Raw genomic sequence first — 20,626 nt, forward strand, 5'->3', positions numbered from 1 at the left:
AATTATATAACGTGATGACTGGCAACCCATTATCATCATGCAACGCACCAAACCCCACATTTAAGAGGGGTAAAAATGGCGTGCGATCCTTATCTCGCCTGTCTTTACACGCAAGTGTTACTCCTGTGGAGGTAACGCGTTTAAAATTCGCATCGCCTGCGTTGGAGTGAGCGAATAATCGAAGAACTGGCGATAAAAATCGCGCGTCACGCTGACCATATCCAGGCCGCTAAACAGCGTAGGATGCAGTTTTGATGCAGCCCATTGCAGCTGTAGCGCGCTTTCAGTGCCGTAACGATCCCAGGGGAACACGCCCGCCGGATTGCGCCAGACATTACCCTGCTTAACCGCGTCAAGTTCTTTGAACAATGCCGCATATGGCGAACTGGCGATATCACCGCAACCCGCACCGAGAATAATGACCTGCGGTTGCCAGTAGAGCACCCTTTCGGGCGACACCTCCTTCATGTTGCCGTCCACTTCATCTGCCGCATTCCGTCCCCCCGTCAGCGTAATCCAGGTATCGATCAACGTGTTCCTGCCATCGACTTTAAGCGGATTCAGCGACTGAATATGAAGTACCCGAGGGCGCTGATCTGCCGACAACTTCGCCGTTTTAGCCTGCACATCCGCGAGTACACGGTTGAGATACTGATTGTAAGCCGTCGCCCGGGCGCGAGCCTGCCCCGTCCCCAGAACCTCTGCGGTTGTAGTGACCGATTTTTCCATCGAAGCATAGTCAGTAAATGCCATTTCAAGGGCCGGGATGCCCGCCTGACTGTAACTTTGAGCATCCCCTTTTCCTTTTGCCACGAACACCACATCGACGTGCCGAGCCAACAAATCCTCAGTATTAAATGATGTTCCTCGTATCTGTAAGGCTTGCCTCAGGGAAGGGTTGATTTTGAACATCCATGGCTGGTTATCCTCATGGTTGACCGTCACAACAATGTTACGACCTGCGCCCAGCGTCATCAGCACCGAATGATGGGCAAACCAGCCATCCGCAATACGTTCAACATGTGTGGGAACGGTAACTGTGTGACCAGCATCATCCACAACCTGGCGCGTTGCCAGGGCAGGAAACGCCAGCCACACACAAAGCAGCCATGTGTGGCACGTTTTCATGAGCAACCCCTAAAAATCAACCTGAACAGAAACCTGAGCCTGACGCGGTGCACCAAGTTGAGCGCTGGCAGCCCCTGCGCCCGTGTAGCCGGTCAATGCGCCCGGAACAATATTGGTCCAATAGTGACGGTCGGTGAGATTGGTGATATCAAACCGGAAAGTGGTTGGCGTGTTCCACAGTCTGGTGGCATAACGCGTGCCGATGTCCACCGTGGTGTAACTCCCGACCCAACTGTCATTGGCATTATCGGTAGCCCGACGTCCGACGTAATGCACGTTCGTGTCGACATCCAGTCCCGGAACCCGTTCGATGGTGTAGATCGCGAGAATATTCGAGGCGAAACGCGGCAAACCAACAACTTGCTTACCATCCGCATTGCTGGCCGCGGTATTATGAAGCGTTGGATCTAGCCAGGCTCCGCCGCCTAACACGCGTAAATTATGAGTAATATGCCCATCAGCCATCAGCTCCAGCCCACGGTTTTTTTGCGTACCGTCCTGAGCAAAATCGCCGTTGTCGTTGGTATAGGCAAAGGGGCGTTTGGCTTCAAACAGCGCAGCGGTAAGCAGCAGGTCTTTTACAGGCGCATATTTTGCGCCCACTTCGATCTGACGACTTCGGTAGGGATCTAACACCTGCCCGGCATTGCGCGCCCCGGCGGGTGCGGTATCGCCCTGCTGCAAACTGTCCGCCCAGGTGGTATACAGCGTGACGTTCTCCACCGGTTTATACATCAGGCTGGTGGAACCGCTCATGCCATTGTCTTTCTGACGGCTGCTTTCATGCCCAGCTTTGTTGTAGTTACTGACGGTAAACAGGTTCTCGCTGCCGGAAAGCAGCAAGCTCCACTGCGGGGAAAAATGCAGCGTATCGCTTAGCAAAAATGCATGCTGAGTGGTGGTCGCCGAATGATAGCGATCGTTAAAATCTGGATACGGTGGTCGTGGATAGTCGGGATGTTGATTGAGAGAAGAATGCCCCAGAGTGAAAGTGCCACCGTTTCTTGGATTATAGTTTTTCCACACAAATCCACGCATTCCGGTAGCAATGTCCTGCGTCAGCCAGCCAGTATCAACGCTACCAGTCAGGTTCGCTAAATAGCTGTTGATGGTAAAGCGACTGGCCGCCGAATTGGCGGTTGTGGTGGTGTAATCTCCTTGGTTATTCGTCAGAGTATTGGTCACTGCCGTCGATTCTCGGTCTGCAACCTGGTGCAGCGCCCCCAGATCCAGCATCCAGTTGCCGTCAAAATCATGCTTAATATGCATATCGACGGTGGTTGTTTCGTCATCATGACCCGCATAAGACTGACCATACTTACTGTCCGTAGGATCAAATGCCGCGGGGAAGTGAACGCCTTTCGCCAGAGCAAAACTCCCCGGCATACCTTTTTCGTAATAATGGTAATAGCTGAAATTACTCTCCAGCACCGTTTGATCTGTCAGTTGAAAGTCCAGCCCCAAGCCAGCGTACTGTCGACGGACATGGCTATCGGTGGTGTAGCTATGGCCCTCATCATTTAGCAAGTTGAGACGATATTTCACCCGGTCTCCCGCATCGATTGGGCCACTGAAATCCATCGACGTCAGCGTACCCGACCCTGTACCTTGCCCCACGGTGACGCGGTGTAACGGCGTATCGACGGGTCGTTTGGACACCAGATTAAACATCCCTGCTGGATTGGCGGGGCCATACAGCGACCCGGCGATGCCGCTCAACACTTCAATGTTCTGGAACTGTTCGGTCGAATATTCAGTCGTGGAGACGGCGTTCAGGCCATCAATCATATGGTTTTGTACCACACTCCCCTGCATGCCCCGGGTTTGCGGGCGGACGCCGTCACCCTGAACGGACGGTAGGTAGCGATAGGCGTCTTTCACATCTTTGATTTGTTGCTGATCCAGCACTTTTTTCGACAGCGTCTGCACCGACCAGGGAACGTCTATCAGCTCTCGCTCGCCGAGGCTACCTAACGTTGCTTTTTTTTCGCTCGCAGGAGGTTCATGTTCCGATAACGAGGATTGTGACGTGGCGGGCGCCGAAACGATGACGGTATCTTCAGCATGAGCCGTTACGGCGGTGGAAAGACAGGCAAAGGTCAACAACCCAGAGGCCACTGGGGTAATTTTGTTATTTAACATTCGTTAATTCAATTCGTTAGATAGAAAGACTGGAGGCTGCTAACGCAAGCACCTTCTCTTGAAGAGTACAGTTATTATATTTGTATGATGAATAGGATAGATCTAATCGATATATATGTAAATATATAACGAGGTGTGATTGGTAAATTTACTGCAACAAAAAAGCCGACGGTAATGACGACCGTCGGCTTTAGGTAAAGGACAACTAACGAATTATTTGGTTGCCGCTTTGATGATCTGAAGCGCTTTGGCGAACTGATCCTGCGGAATCGTCAGCGGGTAAAGGAAACGAATAACGTTGCCATACTGACCGCAGGTCAGCAGCAGCAGTCCTTGCTCAAGGGCTTTCTTCTGCACGCGTTGTGCGGCGGAAGCGTTGGGTTCCCCTGTCGCTGGATCACAGAATTCAGCAGCAATCATAGAACCTAAACCACGCACTTCGGCCAGTTCAGGACACCCTGCTTGCGCATCTGTCAGAGCGGCGCGCAGCTGTTCGCCGAGGGCCGCCGCACGCTGGCACAGCTGTTCATCATGGATAATGTCCAGTACTGCATGGGCCGCCGCGATCGACAGCGGGTTCCCGGCGTAAGTTCCACCCAGACCACCCGGCGCAGGTGCATCCATGATTTCGGCTTTGCCCACGACGCCAGACAGTGGCATGCCGCCCGCGAGGCTTTTCGCCATGGTCATCAGGTCCGCTTTATCGGCGTAATGATCCATCGCAAACAGCTGGCCCGTACGGGCAAACCCGCTTTGTACTTCATCGGCAATCATCACGATGCCATGCTCGTCGCAAATACGGCGGATGGCAGCCACAAATTCCGGCGGTGCCACCACGAAGCCCCCTTCGCCCTGGACGGGTTCGAAGATAATCGCCGCAACCTGGGTTGGGTCGATATCGGCTTTAAACAGACGCTCAATCGCTTTTAGGGAATCCGCCGTGGAAATACCCTGTAATTCAGAAGGATACGGAGCATGGTAAACAGAGCCAGGGAACGGACCGAAACCTTTTTTATAGGGTGCCACCTTGCCGGTTAACGCCATCGTCATGTAAGTACGACCATGAAAACCACCGCCAAATGCGATAACGCCAGGACGCCCGGTATGTGCGCGTGCAATTTTCACCGCGTTTTCTACCGCTTCAGCCCCGGTGGTGAAGAATGTGGTTTTACGCTTGCCATCGATTGGCGCGACGTTGTTGATTTTCTCAGCCAAAGACACATAGCTTTCGTACGGGACAATCTGATAAGCCGTATGGGTAAAAGCCTGAAGTTGCGCTTCGACTGCCTGCACCAGGCGAGGATGGCGGTGTCCGGTGTTCAGCACGGCAATCCCGGCGGCAAAATCAATGTACTGATTGCCTTCGATATCGGTAATCGTGCTGTTTTCTGCCGACTGGGCATAAAAATCACACATAACACCCACGCCACGCGGGGTGGCATCCAGACGACGTTGTTGCAGGTTTTTATTGTTCATTCTCTACACCTTGTCCATTAATACATTTCGGTTGAATTACCCTTTCAATTTAGACGCCGTCTGGTACTTTAATCGAGAGCCAAATCGTTTTATTTTAAGGATCCAAATGCGTTCACTTGCCGGAGATGTGATCAAGCAGGCATTTAGTCAGCAGACTGACGAAAAACTACATCGCCGCCTGTATGCCGCCATTTGTAGTTGCATCCTCGAAGGTAGCCTGAAACCGGCTACCCGAATGCCTCCGTCGCGTGACCTGGCAGGAGAGCTGGCGCTATCGCGCAATACCGTCCTGCGGGTTTACGAGCAGTTGCAGGCCGAAGGTTATATTTCTGCGCGTACCAGTAGCGGCACATTTGTCACTGACAGCGTGCTGGACAATCTCAACCTACGTCCCAATAAAGAACCTGTTGCTGCGGCTCTGGAGGATCACACCCGCTTATCTGCCCGCTGCCTTGAGCTGTTAGGTAATGCCAGCGCCAGTCCCCGTCAGTGGGGCGCGTTTATTCCAGGCGTACCTGATGTAGAGCATTTCCCGCACCGGGTGCTCAAAAAAATACAGGACAGGCTGGCAAGACGATTGCGCCCGGAGTTTCTCACTTACGATGCCGCAGGCGGTGTGAATGAGCTGAAAGAAGCGCTGGCGGACTATCTGCGCACCGCTCGCGGCGTGCGGTGTTCGCCGGAGCAAATTCTGATTACCGAAGGTATTCACCAGGCGCTGGATCTGGTGACCCGAACGTTATGCAACCCGGGCGATCACGCCTGGATTGAGGAGCCGGGCTACTGGGGAATCAAAAATATTCTGCGTATCAATGCGGTAAATTTTTCGGCTATCCCGGTTGATGAACAAGGTATGATCCCACCGGATGCAGGCGAAACACCGCCAAAACTGATTTTTGTGACACCGTCACATCAATACCCTCTCGGTTCGGTGATGAGCCTCAGTCGCCGCCGGCAACTTATCTTTCGCGCACGTGAAACGCGAAGCTGGATAGTGGAAGATGATTACGACAGTGAGTTCCGCTTTTCCGGCCAGCCGATCCCCTCTTTGCAGGGACTGGAAGAAGAGACACCGGTCATTTACATCGGGACATTCAGTAAGACTCTCTATCCCGCACTGCGACTCGGATATGTCGTGTTACCTAAATCGTTGGCCGCTCCGCTGAAAAAGGTTCATAACGACCTCTATCGTGGTGGGCATTTGCTGATTCAGGCCGCGCTGGCGGAGTTTATTCGCGAGGGTTATTACGCAGCACACATTCGGAAAATGCGCCAACTATACAGTCGTCGTCGCCAGATGCTGGTAGAGCTTATCAGCCGCCAGCTTGGCGAGCATTATCTTGGTTCCTTCAGCAGCAACGCCGGGCTGCATATGATCTTACAGTTACCCGCAGGGAGCGATGACGCGGTCATTGCCCAACAGGCGAATGCGCAAGGGTTGTTGGTGCGCCCGTTGTCACGCTATTACGTGAATGAAGAGAAACGCAGCGGCCTGTTGCTGGGGTTTGCAAGTATTGAAGAGCATGAAATGACGGCGGCGTTTACCCGACTCGCGGATATTATCAGGGTAAACACCGTGTAAGCACTGCCGGATGGTGGTGCAAGCACCTTATCCGGCATACTGTTTAATGTGACGCTTTTTTAATCCCAGCCAGATCTTCATGGCTTACTTCGCCATTCCCTTCACCCCAGGTCTTACGCACGTAATTAATCACGTCGCGCATTTCGTTGTCACTTAACATGCCTCCGTAGGCGGGCATCTTAAAGGAGACGCTGCCACGCGTTGTCGGTGTTTCTGCGCCGTGGGCAATCACTCTGAACAGCGGCGTCGGGTCATCAACCATGACCAGCGGATTGTTGACCAAAGAAGGTGCGTTATCATCCGTACCTTTCCCTTCCAGACCGTGACAAGTTGAACAGTAACGGTTATAGGTCACTTTTCCCGCCTCTGGTGAATTCGACCAGGATGCTGTAGTCGCAGCAGCACGCACCGTTTCAGGCTTCGCGCTTTTCAGACTCAGCAGATATTGGGCGATCGCCGTGGCATCTTCGTCGGTCAGATACTGTGTACTCTGCGTGACGACTTCAGCCATCGAACCTGAAACCGCAGCATGCTTGCTCTTACCGGTCAGCAACAGCGATTTTAACGCCTGCTCAGACATTCCGCTGCCCCGCAGCGAAGGCGCATACCAGCCGTCAATCATCGCGCCACTCAGGTACTCGGCATCTGCATGGGTATAGGCTTTTTCATTCATCGCCATACCTCTCGGTGTATGGCATGAACCGCAGTGTCCAGGACCTTCCACCAGATAAGCGCCCCGTTTTACCAGGGCTGCGTTGTCATCTGGTTTCGCGCTATCTACTGTCGTCGCTGGCGCGTCGGTAAACAGCCAGTTCCAGATATGCAGCGGCCAGCGGGCGGAGAGTAGCCACGGAATGGCATTCTCTTTATTGGGTTGCGCAGACGGTGTGACATCATGCATAAAATAGCGATACAGCGCCTGAACATCCTCGTCAGAAAGTTTTGCATAAGAGGGATAAGGCATGGCCGGATAGAGCGGGTGACCGTCTTTGGCAATTCCCTGGCGTACCGCCTTTTCAAAATCCTCGTATGAGTAATTACCAATACCCTGTGCCTTGTCCGGGGTAATGTTGGTCGAATAAATATCCCCCACCGGAGTAGGAAACTTTTTGCCCCCCGCCATCGCCGCACCACCTTCAGCGGTATGACAGGCGACGCAGTCTGAAATTCGCGCGATGTATTCACCGTTAGATTCAGCAGCGCTTACCGAAGCGGTAAATAAACAGGCGGCGAGAATGGTTACGTTACGCATAGATCACCCCATATCCTTGAGTTCATTAACCGCACGCCATGCCTGATCGATTGCCGTGTGAGCATAAGCACTCCAGTCAGAATCGGAGTTAGCGATGGCAATGCGACCGACTGGCTGACGCGCCCGCTCGATAATTTCTGGCATTTTATCCATATCATCGAACAGTGAATTGGCGTAGTACGCATAGCCATGCGCCCAGCGGTTAACGGTAATGGCGGAGATATCGCGTTGATTATCAAAGCCTGTTGAGCCAAACATCTCCTGCAACTGGGAGCGAATCATCTCCTCATGCGCCGCAAAAGTGGTCCCCAGCAAATAGGCTCGTCCCAGGCGGAACTGCTCTCTGGCCGATAGGTTACTGCCCGGATAGGTCGGCACATAGACCATGTGAATGACCATCGGATCGTCCGGGGAGGCCGGATGCTGATACCCACCAATACTGACCGGATAGTCGAGCTTAACCCGGCTGTAAGGTGCCGCTGGAGAATAAAATTCATGTACGCCAAGCTGTTTGAACGCCTGCCAGTTTTTTACCACCACGTTGGTGTACACCAGCGGAGCCTTGACGTTCAGTTTGAGATCCGCCTGCTGCTGTTCCGGCATCTCAGGCACCAGATACGGGATCATCATGTTATAGCCTGCCATGATGGTGTTCTTACCGCGCACACGGTGCATTTTACCGTCACGCAGATAGGTCACCACAACGCCATCCTGCACGTTGGCCGCATTAATCACTGTACTGTTCAGGCGCAGGCGCGTGGTGTTTTCTGGTAGATCCAGCTTTTCATAATGCAATCTGGCGAGAACAGAGTCTTCCATCGTGTTACCCGGTAGCGCATCCGGCAGCATATACCTGACTAACAGTCGGGCCAGACCGGCGTTACCGTCCGGGAAATGGTAAACATACGGCTCTTCGAGGTCGGCCAGCGACTCTCCGTCCAACGGCGGTAACCCCATCCCTTCCATGCCGGGTAAGGCGCACGCCCTGGCATCGCTGCAGGAGATGCCTTCAATGCCGATGGCAAAGAAGTCATTGGAACGCTGCTGAAAATAGAGCAGCGCCATTTTGCTCAAACCCACTTTTGTTGCTAAAAATTCACTGTAGCTGTGGGTATCAAGCCATTCCATTTTCTCATCGACCGTCATACCCGGAAGGTAATCGCCAGGGCGCACGTGCAGATCGATCAGCGCTTTTCTGTCGTTCTCACCTAGCGGAAAATCATTGATAAAGTCTTCAATTTTACGGCCATTGAGCCTGTCCGGCGGAATATCATCAGATACCGCGCGGCCCGGATCGCCGCTGACGATTTTTGTTACGCCAAAGTTCTTCTTGTCGAAAAAAACCCCGCGACTGAGCTGCCAGTCGGGGTAGAAGTTTACGTCAAAACTCTCTTTTAACCGCGTGACGCTGACGCCCACGGTTTCCATCAGTTTTTGTACTTCAGGGCTGAAATTATGCGCGGGTGACTGGAATGCTTCGCTGCCGCCATAACCGAGTAATTTCTTGCCCGAGCTGGTAAATTCATTACGTTTGGCGTGTCCGCCAAAATCGTCATGGTTATCGAGGATCAGGATCCGGCTATTTTGCCCGGCAACTTGACGCCAAAAACAACCGGCAGCTAACCCGCTAATCCCGCCCCCAACAATCACCAGATCGTACTCTTCCTCGACGGGCAGAGCGTTTAATTCAAAATGCTTCTGCTCGCGGCCTAGCGCATGCGCCATTTCAAATGATCCAGGATGATTACCCCGCAGCCCTGTCAGCGCAGGAGGATAATAATTTCCATCTATAAATGCGTTTCCCTTTCCTGTCGCCCTGACCCACTCCAGCGGGGTAAGTCCCGCCGCAATAGTCACCGCGACGCCGTTGAGAAAATCACGTCTGGTAATTGCCATTAACTTTTTTCCTTATTGCTACACACTGCCTTTAATACGACAAAAATAAGAGAAATACCCCTTCTTAGTTATAAAGGGGCACAACCGACTACTTCACTGGCTTTAACTCTTCATCCAGTTTTTTAGAATCATAATAATCACCCTGCCAGGTGCTTTTTCCTGCTTTAACATGAATATAGCTTACGCCTTCAAATTTGATCGAATTATTTGTCGGCGGACTCCCTGCCCATTCACCACTATTTTTGCCTGAAAATTCCCAACGGAATGCCACGGTGTCTTCGTCGTAGACGGGTTTGCCAACCATTTTCCAGTTCAGATCTGGCACCGCCTTAATAAAAGCGCCGATAACCTCTTTTTCCGCTTTTTCTCTCCCGTTTACCGGTTCACCCGCGGCGGCATCATAATAAACCGCATCATCCGCAAGATATTGAGCGGCTCGCGAAGCATCATGCGCATTCCACGCCGCCATATATTCTTTTACGGTATTCAGTGATGTACTTTCTGCAAGGCTATAGCCCGAGAGCATCACTAATGAAAGCACCGCAATTTTTACTGTTTTCATCGTAATCCTCTCTATTCAGAAATGTCACACATGATATGTTTCACCCGAGTATATTCTTCGAGTGAATAGGATGAGAGATCTTTGCCATAACCCGATTTTTTGAACCCGCCGTGCGGCATTTCGGCACACAGAGGAATGTGATTGTTAATCCACACCGTGCCAAAATCGAGGTCAATGCTGAAGCGCTGCGCGCGACCATGGTTACGGGTCCAGACGCTGGCGGCAAGACCATACTCCACATCATTCGCTTTGTGTAGTGCCTCTTCGTCAGTAGAAAACGACTGAATGGTCATTACCGGACCAAATACTTCATGCTGAATAGCTTCATCATTTTGATGCAATCCGGAGACAATCGTCGGCTCAAAATAGAAGCCCGGACCTGGCCCGGCGCGCCCACCGGTTTCAATTTTTGCATGTGCCGGTAAACGCTCAATAAAACCTTTCACCTGCTCCAGTTGATTCCGGCTATTCAATGCGCCGTACAGCGCATTCTGATCTTCTGGCGGCCCAAATTTGATACTTTTTGTTTTCTGGATCAGTTTTTCCAGAAACTCAGCATAGATGGATTGCTCTACCAGGATCCGCGTAGCCGCTGTGCAATCCTGCCCGGCATTAAAAAAGCCTGCCGTAGTGATTGTCGCTATCGCCTTGTCCATATCCGCATCGGCGAACACGACTGCAGGCGCTTTTCCACCCAATTCCAGGTGTGCTCTGGTCAGGTTTGCCGCCGCCGAAGCCGCAACCTGCAAACCCGCGCGGACCGAACCGGTAATCGAAACCAGTGAAGCCTTCGGATTTGAAACCACCAGCGAACCGGTGCTGGCTTTGCCCAACACGACGTTAAACGCCCCTCTCGGGAACAATGGTGCTGCCAGTTCAGCCAACAGCAGCGTACTAACTGGTGTGGTGTCGCTTGGCTTTAACACGACCGTGTTGCCTGCCGCCAGCGCTGGTGCAATCTTCCACACCGCCATCATGAACGGGTAGTTCCACGGCGTAACTTGCCCAACGATACCCAGCGGTTCACGACGGATGGTCGATGTAAACCCGGCGGAATATTCTCCGGCCGCCTTCCCTTCAAGACAGCGCGCCGCGCCAGCAAAAAAGCGGATGGCATCACAGGATGCCGCAATCTCCTCTTTCTCAATAAAATGGCGAAGCTGACCGGTTTCCTGACTTTGCGCGGTTACCAGCCACTCAACGTTGCGTTCAATCTCATCGGCCAGCAGCAATAACGCCTTTTGCCGCTGTGCTGGCGTCGATTTTCTCCAGATGCTAAACGCCGCTTCCGCTGCTGAGTAGGCTTGCTCTACCTCCGCCTCGTTAGCGTTAGGAGAAATTGCGTATGTTTCACCGTCAACCGGACTCACCAGTTCGAAGCTATCTTCGCTGCTGCCTGCTACATAGTGCCCATTAATAAAATGCTTCAGGGTTTTCATGCTTGTCTCCTGCCAATTAATACATAAAGAATCTTATGTAATATATATATTGTAAAATTTTTTCAAATGCGCAACATTGACACTATGATAAGCCTCGCATTTTTAACTTAATTTTCACATTTGTAAGGTAAGGCTTTTCATTGCCAGCTGACGCGTTATGCTCAGCTCATCATGAGGTTATCGGGACACACATCCGCTTGTGCAGTGACGTTGCGCCCAGGCATGTAAAATAACTCGGCCATTCTTACCTTCCTTGCCCGACGGGCATGTGTTAAAAATGGTCGTTGTTTCAGGGAATTGAGTACAGAAAAGATTATGATTACTCACGCGGTCATATTTGCGCCTATCGGGCAGGTCAGTCGTTCAGACCAGATAGTCCAGCGCCTTTCAAATGCCATTATCACGGGGTTGCTGGAGCCAAAAGAACAGCTTCCCAACGAAACTGATTTGGCAAAAATGATGGGTGTCTCACATATCACTATCAGAGAAGCGCTAAACACGCTTCGGGCTAATAATCTTATCCATACGGTTCGCGGTCGTAATGGCGGGAGCTTCGTCTGCGAAAATATCGATGGCAAAAATAGCGCCCTACACCCGTTCAAAGCGATCAGTACGGATTATCTGTCTGATCTGGGTGAAATGCATTGCGCCATTATTAGCCATAGCGCGAGGCTGGCTTCCCGACGGATGACCGGTGCGGATATCGCCAAATTTCGCGAGTTTGTCGAGGTACTCAGAAAGGCAAACTCACCTGAGCTGATGACCCAGGCCGATATGCGTTGTCTGCTGGCGATTGCTGCCAGTTCGCATTCAGCGCGACTGGCCAATCAGGAGCTGCAAGTTCAGGCTGAATGGGCATCACTTGTGGCGATACTTTATCGCACAGACAGTATTCATGCGGAAATTATCGCGCTTTATTCAGCGCTGGCCGATGCACTGGCTGCTCACAACGAGGCAGAGTCAGTACAGTTTGCCACACGGATCATCGACACGTTTACCTACTACCTTATTGAAAAAAAGCTGAAATATAACTCGAACTGACAATCAGTGAAGGCAGGACAGACAATGAGCTCTTCGACATCCCTAAGCGCATTAATCCGTAAAATTGATGACATTACTGTTTCTACCGTAGATTCTACCGTTGCGCTAGCGAGGAGCATCCATGAGGCGATTTCAGGGGTACAAAAGGCCTCAGCCGAGGTCGTTCTCGACCCATCAGTAAGATCCACCGTTCAACAGCACATCAAGCGCACGCTCAGTGACAACCATTACTGTTCAGGGGCGGGATTCGCCAGCCATATTGAGAGCACCGCAAACACAAAAGAGTACTGGTTGCTGGAGTGGTGGTATAAGAAAGATAATGGTTTGAGCCAGGCGCATCTGGATTTGGATCAGGCCACACAACAACGACTGGATTTCAGAACCTTTGAGTGGTTTAAGCATTCTCCTCCGGCTGGCAAAGCCTATATCCACGGTCCCTACGTCGACTATATTTGCAATATCTCCTATACCCTAACGTCAGCCGTCCCGGTCTACTACAACGACCAGTTTCTCGGTGTTGCCGCGGTCGATTTGCTGGTCAGTCAGATAGAAGCCGAACTGCTCTCCTGCGCTCATCCTGATTATGTGATTCTGACCAATCTGGAAAACAGGATCATTTTCTCCAGTTGGCCACGTTTTCGCGTGGGTGAATTGCTGTCACCTGCAAATAGTACCGTGGTGTATCAGAGCGACTACTTTATCCTTTATCACTATCAAAACTAAGGGCCCGAAGGCCCTTAGTTTTTAGTTATCCTGCCCCATATTGAGCTTACTGGCGTACGCAATGGCGTCGTTTTCCGGCGCCGCTGAACGACCAAACGGACGGGTCAGGAACATATAAATAAGTCCCGAGCCAACGACAATCGCCAGGCCGAACAGGACCGTCCAACGGTCAATGAAGTCGCTGCTGTCTGCCGGTTGCGCCAGTAACCAGATCCCGCACAATCCGTAAGCTAACGCCAGCACATTCACGATTACCCCCCAACCGCCAATGGTCCACTCCCCCGCCGGTTTCCAGCCTTTCAGGCGCTGACGCAGCGCGGCAAGCACAACCATCTGGAACGAGATGTAAATCCCGATAACAGCAAACGCGGTGATACGTGACAGGTTATCTGGCTGGAAATAAACCCAAACACAGATGATCACTGGCAGAAGGCAACTGACGACCATGGCATTATCCGGAACACCATTTTTAGAGATTTTGGCCATCCATTCACTTCCCGGCAGCATTCTGTCGCGGGAGAAAGAAAAGATAAGACGGCTTAACGCAGCCTGGAGAGACAAAATGCACGACAACATGGCGATAATCGCGACGACGATAAAGACAGTCGCGCCGGTTTCGCCCAGCGCTTCATTAAGGATTGCCGGGATCGGATCGGACGTTTTGCCATTCACGATGCTGACCAGATTCGGTGAAGCCAGCAGATAACCCATAACAGAAATAATGGCGGAAATCGCGCCGAATACGATGCTTAAAATCATCGCCACTGGGATCTTTTTACTGGGATTCTGCACCTCTTCCGCAACGTTACCGCAGGCCTCAAAGCCAAAGAACATAAACAGTCCCATCAGCGCAGCAGACATAAATGCGGTGGAATAGCTGCCGTCATGAGCCAGCACACCCATCGAGTCAAAAATTACAGAGAACGGCTGCGAACGGTGGAAAATCAGCAGATAAATCCCCAGCGCGATCACGCTGACAATTTCACACCAGAAACCAATTTTCGCCACCCGGGCCAGATTTTTAGTCCCGGACATATTAACCGCCATCATCAACAGCAGCAGCAGAACGGAAGTCACCAACATCGTGGCTGGAGTCTGACCATAGTGGAAGAGTGATTCAACAAACGTTGATGTATATTCCGCGATCGACGTAATAGTGACCACCAGTGCCCACAGGTAGATCCAGGCGGCGATCCACGCATATTTCTTGCCCCACAACCTTCTGGCCCAAGGGTAAAGTCCGCCGGTTATCGGATACTGGGAAGCGACCTCACCAAACACCAGCGCCACCAAAAGTTGCCCGCATGCGACGATTAAAATCCACCATACTGCAGGCGGCCCCGCCAGCGTTACGGCCAGCGCAAACAGCGAATAGACGGCGGTAAGCGGCGACAGGTAGGTAAAACCCAACGCGAAGTTTGAAATTAAACCGATCGATCTATTGAACTGTTCTTTGCCATCTTTTTGAAAATTATCGTTTTTCTTATCAGGTGTCTGTTCCATATAGCTTTCTCTTTTGTGGAATAGTCGCAGGGTTGAACAATTAATGTATAAAAGATATTAAGTTATATGTATAGTGATTTTGTCGCAGATTTGTTAAAAATGATCGCGCATCACGTTGCTACAAAATCTGGAGCTTGCGATAAAAAGGAAACATATATTTAATAATTGGATTTGATGTGAGAGGTGGTGAAGACACAGAAATGATGCTTTTAGGCATAGTACAGTTGCACCGGATCAAGATTTTAGATCCGGTGCATAGCATATGGTTAAAACGTTTTGCTCATACCTCTATTTCGTATTACTCATGCCGATAAATTGAACTGTGAAATGAAGTTATCGATGTGGTTTACATCGTCATTCGTTAATGACCAACCCGGCTTTCGGCAATAATCATCAGCGATAATCCCGCGTCGTTGTAATATTGACTTTTCAACCTGGATAATATACTCACAGTGCTGCATCCAGCGCTGAATGTACGGTAATAGTGCCTCATGTAATTGCGCCGCCTGTTGATGCTCCCCTGACAGCCAGTAACGATAAATTCGCACATAAATTTCGCTAAATGAGCAGCCAGGCATTACACCTTTGCCCCCTATCTCAAGCATCTGAAGCATATACAAACCGGCATAACCGTTTAGCACATGGGCCTCTGGTGCCTGCTGCAGAAACTCACGGGTGTAATCCACTGGTGGATTGCATTCAATCTTAAACACTGCATGTGGATAGCGTTTAGCCATCTCAGCAAGTTGAGCTGCGGTGACCGGAAATCCGGTTTCTCCCGGCGCGTATTGCACCATTACAGGAATGGTCACAGCCTCCAGCACTGCCGCGATATGCGCCTGTACGCTGGCAAGCGACGGCTGAAGGAAGAACGGTGGAAGCAGCATCAGTGCGTCGGCCCCCATACTCTGATACCGCCGCGCACGGCGAACAGCCAGATCGGTGCTGTGGTCAGTGACCGACAGCGCACGAAATACTCTTTTATTCGCTAATTCAGCAATAAAAATTTCCGCCAACTGCAACCGTTCGCTGTCGTCGAGCTTTGGAAACTCACTGGCAATACCAAACAGCGTCAGTCCGTTAACACCCACGTCCGAAAGGTGGGCCAGCAGACGGCGAAAACTCGTAAAATCGACTTCACCCTGTGGCGTAAACGGCATTGCTACAATGGGATTAACGCCCTGAATTTTTGTAACCGTTGTCATGACAAATCCTCTCTGTCCGCCAGTACCGCGCCTTGCGCCGCCGGTAGCGCCCAACGACGATAAAGTCGCAAGAATCCACGAGGTACCTCTTTATGCACCAGATGACAGCTTTTTTGACGCTCATCCAGCACAGCATCCGCTACATTCAACGTTAATGTACGCTGCGGAATATCAATACTGATTGAGTCACCCGTTTCCACCAATGCCAGTACCCCGCCGTCGCTGGCTTCTGGAGAAATATGTCCCACGAACAACCCGCGGTTCGAACCGGAAAAACGCCCATCGGTGATCAACGCACAGGAGTCAGAGAGATTCATTCCTTCAAGGAATTTCATCGGTTTGTACATCTCCGGCATACCCGGTCCGCCCTTTGGTCCTTCATAGCGCAGAACCAATACACTACCCGACTGAATATCACCGGAGAGAATGGACTCAACGGCCTCATCTTCGCTGTTGAACACCACCGCAGGCCCGGTAAAGACCATTAAATGGTCCGGAACAGCAGCGGGTTTCACTACACATCCCATCGGTGACAGGTTGCCGTGTAGCACAGCAACCCCCGACTCATTACGTACCGGAATGGCCAGAGTATGGATAACTTCCGGGCGCCGAGTAGAGGGAACATTCATTAGCCATTCCCCTTTTTTCTGTCCGTTAACCGTCAGGCAATTGAGATCCAGTAAATTAGCGATCTCTTTTTCAACTGCCGCAACACCCCCGGCCTCCCAAAAATCGATCATATCGTATTCAGATGCCGGATAGAGCGAAGCAACCAGTGGCACCTGATGACTTAGCTCATCAAATTCAGCCAGCGGCAGATGACCCAGCTCGGCTTCATAATAAATAGCCTGCAGATGGAGAATGGCGTTGGTGGAGCCGCCTGTCGCCAACAGATAGGCCATCGCATTGCGGATTGATTCGCGTGTAATAATTTGTCGCGCATTCACACCGCGCTTTACCAGATCCACCGCGGTCATTCCTGTCGCAAAGGCGCACTCGCGGCGTTCGCGTGAAATTGCGGGCAGCATACTACTACCAGGCAAGCTCATACCCAGCACTTCCGCAATACAGCACATCGTATTGGCGGTACCGTACATGGTGCAGGAGCCGTGCCCCGGTTCGGCAATATCTTCAATATGACGGAACTCGGCCTCATCAATTTCACCGCGACGTTTCCAGCCAATTGCTTCGGTGACGATATTGCCGTCCCAGTGTTTACCTTTGTATTCGGCGGGATACATTGGCCCACCGTTCACCAAAATAGCAGGAATATCAAGGCGCGCAGCAGCCATCAGCATAGCGGGGACAATTTTGTCGCACGATCCCAGCAACACCATGCCATCGAAGCGGTGGGCCCGCATCATTACTTCGATCGAACTGGCGATGATTTCGCGCGCCGCCAGAATATAGCGCATACCCAGGTGTCCTTCGGCAATGCCATCGCAAGGGGCAATGGTGCCAAACACCATCCCCACTCCGCCTGCTTCATCAATGCCTTTTAACACATGTGCGGTCAGTTCATTCAAATTGGCGTGTCCTGCCGTCGCATTGGTATAGCTATTCACTACAGCAATTACGGGACGACGCAACTGCTCGTCCGTATGACCCATCGATTTATACAAGGCGCGCTTTAAAGCACCGTCATCACCACTGAGGATCGGATTGAAGTGTTCGCCACCGCAACCTGCACACCCGCTGCCACAACTGCTCATATATGACCTCTTTTCGTTAATACGTTGTTTTCTGCCGGTTTCGTGGCTTGACGATCGCGAGGGTTAATCAATCGTGCCGGAATGAGGAAAATAAGCGGTGCGCAAAGCACCAGAAATCCCGCCAGAATATACAGTCCGCTGCTGGTGCTGCCGGTAGTGTCTTTCAGCCAGCCAAGAACGGTTGGGCCAAAGAAGCCAGCCAGATTGCCAATAGAGTTCACTAACGCGATACCTGCCGCCGCTGCCGTGCCGGAAAGCAATGTACCTGGCAGGCTAATATAGGTGGGAATCAGCGATAACGTGCCGGACATGGCTACGCAAATCCATGCCATCATCCAGAACGTGGAGCCTTCATTTAGCGCGCTGAACGTCAGACCAATGGCCCCGACTATCGCCGGAATCGCAATGTGCCAGCGGCGTTCTTGTTTCAGATCGGAGTGACGGCTATTCCACAACATGCAGACCGCACCGAAGATATAGGGCACCGCTGCCAGCAGACCGATAGCAAGATCATCCTGTACGCCAGAGCTTTTGATAATCGACGGAAGCCAGAAATTAATGCCGTAATAGCCAATGTTGAAACTGAAGAAAATCAGCGCCAGCAGCCAGACGAAGCGATTACGGAACATGGCGGACAAACTATGCTGCGGCATTCCCGCGTTAGCGGCGACTTTATCAAGCTGATCTTTTTGCAGATCTTGCTCAATCAACGCTTTTTCATCATCAGATAACCACTTCGCCGATTTCACGTCGTTATCAAGATAACGCAGCACCACGAAGGCCAACAGGAATGAAGGGATTGCCTCTACCAGGAATAACCACTGCCAGTTATGCAGATGGCCGACACCTTCAAACATTTTCAGGATCAGGCCTGAGAGCGGACTACCGATAATTGTGGATAGCGGCGTCACCAGAATAAACAGCCCGAGCGTGCGCGCCGAACGCCATGAGGGAAACCACAGGGTTAAATAGTAAACAATACCAGGGAAGAAACCGGCCTCTGCTACACCAAGTAAAAAACGCACAACGTAGAACTGTGTTGGCGTGGTAACGAACATCGTCAGTGCCGACAACACTGCCCAACTGGCCATGATGCGCGCAATCCAGAAACGGGGACCAAAACGCTGCATCAACAAGTTGCTTGGTACTTCAAAAATAAAGTAACCGATAAAAAAGATACCTGCGCCAATTCCATACACTGTATCGCTAAGATTAAGCGCATCCTGCATGTGGAGTTTGGCGAAGCCTACGTTTACACGATCGAGATATGCGAAAAAATAACACAGGATTAAAAACGGGATCAGCCGTCGGGTCACTTTACGATAAACCGCATTTTTATTTTCAATATCGAGGGTACGCGTATTCATCTTTCAGCCTCTTAAGTTGTTATTGGCGCTGCGCTCTGCTATTAACCTGTTGCCATGCCTGAGCATAGGCCAACGCGTTATGCCGAACCTGTTCGCACTCTGTGCCCGCGCGGTATAAACCGCCGCCACAACCAAAACCTTTCGCTCCCGCCTCGCACCATCTTTGTAGTTGTTGTGCCTCGGCAGAAACACCACCGACCGGCATGCAAACTACGTGAGTCGGCAATACCACGCACATAGCCTGCAGTATGTCCGGGGAGATCATTTCCGCAGGATAAAATTTCAGACCGCTGGCCCCAGCTTCCAGGGCAGTAAACGCTTCGCTCGGCGTGGCGACGCCCGGTAAACTGATAGCCCCTCGATCTCTGCTGCGCCGGATCACTGAGGGATTCATATTTGGCGAGATAATTACCTGCCCGCCCGCATCGACGACGCTATCAACCTGCTCTGTCGTCAGTACCGTACCCGCTCCGACGATAGCACGCATGCCGACGCGTTCGCGTAGCAGCGAGATTGAATCCAACGCGCGCGGTGAATTTAGCGGTACTTCCAGCCAGGTAAAGCCCGCCTCCAGCAATACATCACCAATTTCCGCTGCTTCCCCTGGCCTCAGACCGCGTAAAATCGCGATCATCGGAAGCGGCGTTTTCTGCCACATCGTGGCAAAGTCAAAACTATCCATAGCGTTTCTCTGTTAGACGTTGTTGAAGAGACTGCATTCCGGCGATAAAACAGCGATCGCCCTCGACGCAGCGTGTCTGAATACCAAATGCGTTGGCAGCCATCTGATAGCGGCGAGTTAATGCCGCACTACCCACCAGCCAGACAGGACTGATGTTGTCAGTGGAAAACTCCAATCCGATCAGCAAACCGGAGAGATAGTCACTGACTGATTCAGCAGATAATTCACCCGATAGACGCAACGTTCGGGTAGAAAAAAGGAGTTGGCTTAGCGCCGCGTGGCGTCGGGATGCTTCCACCCCGAGTAAAAATGCGCTGTCATCAGCCGCCGCATCAGGAAGGCCACGGCCAAGCAGCGAGTGCGAAATCATCACCTGAAAAAGCTCGCCGGTCATATAAGTCGAAAAATCAACGATCTGTCTCTGCTGCATCCGGGCGTGTTTACTGTGTGTGCCGGGTAGAATCGCCTGGAAATTATCGATGCCTTCGAGTAAAGACAGTCCCAGTAGCTGAACCTCTTCACCGCGCATTACATCAGGCATGCCACCACGGGGGGATTTACGCAATCCAGGAATAATCCATGCTTTGCTGCCCCAAGAAGTCGTGAAACTTTTACTGTGCGCAAGCAGGCTATCGGCACTGGCGGGTACCGAACAATAGTCAACTTGATACCAGCCCTGCTGCGAACCCACCATCCCAGCCATTGCAACCATTGGCGTTCCCTCAGCAATCCACTCACCAAGTAACATTTTTAACGTCGCATCAAACTGCCCCGGCTCGACATGGAGAAGGCCGTAGCTGGCATTGCGTTTTTCCAGCACATCATCTCCTGCCATTAACCATGCGCGGAAATTCGACGTTCCCCAGTCGATTGCGATCCACTCCCCTTTCATCTTGTAGCCTCAATTATCAAATCT

The 20,626-nt window shown here is 51.6% G+C and carries 16 protein-coding genes; 3 read left to right on the plus strand and 13 right to left on the minus strand.

The features are described from left to right. Positions 1-117: 117 nt before the first annotated feature. The 3 genes from OGV74_RS12145 to puuE all read right to left on the minus strand — a co-directional run bounded on the left by OGV74_RS12145 (position 118) and on the right by puuE (position 4,746). On the minus strand, positions 118-1,128 hold the full coding sequence (locus OGV74_RS12145) for an ABC transporter substrate-binding protein (RefSeq protein ID WP_086504211.1): 1,011 nt from the start codon (positions 1,126-1,128) through the stop codon (positions 118-120). Positions 1,129-1,137: 9 nt separating this feature from the next. Continuing rightward, complete coding sequence (locus tag OGV74_RS12150; protein ID WP_057064691.1) at positions 1,138-3,270, minus strand: TonB-dependent receptor; 2,133 nt, start codon at positions 3,268-3,270, stop codon at positions 1,138-1,140. 213 nt (positions 3,271-3,483) lie between these two features. Continuing rightward, entirely contained in the window at positions 3,484-4,746 is a 1,263-nt protein-coding gene (gene puuE, locus OGV74_RS12155) for a 4-aminobutyrate transaminase (RefSeq protein ID WP_071697190.1), read from the minus strand. A gap of 106 nt (positions 4,747-4,852) precedes the next feature. Here puuE and pdxR point away from each other — a divergent pair, with 106 nt between their 5' ends. After that, positions 4,853-6,328 carry a MocR-like pyridoxine biosynthesis transcription factor PdxR gene (gene pdxR, locus OGV74_RS12160; RefSeq protein ID WP_086504213.1) on the plus strand — a complete coding sequence of 492 codons (1,476 nt, stop codon included), beginning with the start codon at positions 4,853-4,855 and terminating at the stop codon, positions 6,326-6,328. 43 nt (positions 6,329-6,371) lie between these two features. Here the strand turns inward: pdxR and OGV74_RS12165 are convergent, their stop codons facing one another. The 4 genes from OGV74_RS12165 to OGV74_RS12180 all read right to left on the minus strand — a co-directional run bounded on the left by OGV74_RS12165 (position 6,372) and on the right by OGV74_RS12180 (position 11,477). Continuing rightward, a complete protein-coding gene (locus tag OGV74_RS12165) occupies positions 6,372-7,580 on the minus strand; it encodes a c-type cytochrome (protein ID WP_046670609.1) in 1,209 nt (402 codons plus the stop codon). Between the two features lie 3 nt (positions 7,581-7,583). After that, on the minus strand, positions 7,584-9,476 hold the full coding sequence (locus OGV74_RS12170; RefSeq protein ID WP_048218995.1) for an NAD(P)-binding protein: 1,893 nt from the start codon (positions 9,474-9,476) through the stop codon (positions 7,584-7,586). 88 nt (positions 9,477-9,564) lie between these two features. Further along, the gene (locus tag OGV74_RS12175; RefSeq protein ID WP_286520864.1) at positions 9,565-10,038 is read right to left on the minus strand and encodes an ester cyclase; all 474 of its coding nucleotides are present in this window, start codon (positions 10,036-10,038) and stop codon (positions 9,565-9,567) included. 11 nt (positions 10,039-10,049) lie between these two features. Then, positions 10,050-11,477: a gamma-aminobutyraldehyde dehydrogenase gene (locus OGV74_RS12180; RefSeq protein WP_086504215.1), complete on the minus strand. Its 1,428-nt coding sequence runs from the start codon at positions 11,475-11,477 to the stop codon at positions 10,050-10,052. Positions 11,478-11,792: 315 nt separating this feature from the next. On the opposite strand from OGV74_RS12180, the gene OGV74_RS12185 reads away from it, so the two are divergent. After that, positions 11,793-12,518, plus strand: a complete 726-nt coding sequence (locus OGV74_RS12185) for a FadR/GntR family transcriptional regulator (RefSeq protein ID WP_003029304.1) — start codon at positions 11,793-11,795, stop codon at positions 12,516-12,518. 24 nt (positions 12,519-12,542) lie between these two features. Beyond that, positions 12,543-13,241: a cache domain-containing protein gene (locus OGV74_RS12190; protein WP_003029308.1), complete on the plus strand. Its 699-nt coding sequence runs from the start codon at positions 12,543-12,545 to the stop codon at positions 13,239-13,241. A gap of 21 nt (positions 13,242-13,262) precedes the next feature. Here OGV74_RS12190 and OGV74_RS12195 read toward each other — a convergent pair whose 3' ends face one another. From OGV74_RS12195 to OGV74_RS12220, 6 genes are all read right to left on the minus strand, one after another. Next, complete coding sequence (locus tag OGV74_RS12195) at positions 13,263-14,744, minus strand: APC family permease (protein ID WP_003029313.1); 1,482 nt, start codon at positions 14,742-14,744, stop codon at positions 13,263-13,265. 302 nt (positions 14,745-15,046) lie between these two features. Further along, the gene (locus OGV74_RS12200) at positions 15,047-15,949 is read right to left on the minus strand and encodes a dihydrodipicolinate synthase family protein (RefSeq protein ID WP_086504216.1); all 903 of its coding nucleotides are present in this window, start codon (positions 15,947-15,949) and stop codon (positions 15,047-15,049) included. Next, the gene (ilvD, locus tag OGV74_RS12205) at positions 15,946-17,661 is read right to left on the minus strand and encodes a dihydroxy-acid dehydratase (protein ID WP_086504217.1); all 1,716 of its coding nucleotides are present in this window, start codon (positions 17,659-17,661) and stop codon (positions 15,946-15,948) included. The genes OGV74_RS12200 and ilvD overlap by 4 nt, the downstream gene beginning before the upstream one ends. Beyond that, a complete protein-coding gene (locus OGV74_RS12210) occupies positions 17,658-19,028 on the minus strand; it encodes an MFS transporter (RefSeq protein WP_086504218.1) in 1,371 nt (456 codons plus the stop codon). The genes ilvD and OGV74_RS12210 overlap by 4 nt, the downstream gene beginning before the upstream one ends. 19 nt (positions 19,029-19,047) lie before the next feature. Next, the gene (locus OGV74_RS12215) at positions 19,048-19,710 is read right to left on the minus strand and encodes a 2-dehydro-3-deoxy-6-phosphogalactonate aldolase (protein ID WP_086504219.1); all 663 of its coding nucleotides are present in this window, start codon (positions 19,708-19,710) and stop codon (positions 19,048-19,050) included. Next, positions 19,703-20,602: a 2-dehydro-3-deoxygalactonokinase gene (locus tag OGV74_RS12220; protein ID WP_086504220.1), complete on the minus strand. Its 900-nt coding sequence runs from the start codon at positions 20,600-20,602 to the stop codon at positions 19,703-19,705. The genes OGV74_RS12215 and OGV74_RS12220 overlap by 8 nt, the downstream gene beginning before the upstream one ends. Positions 20,603-20,626: the final 24 nt, after the last annotated feature.

Source organism: Citrobacter sp. Cf116, from assembly GCF_030336505.1.
GTDB classification, from domain to species: Bacteria; Pseudomonadota; Gammaproteobacteria; order Enterobacterales; family Enterobacteriaceae; genus Citrobacter; species Citrobacter freundii.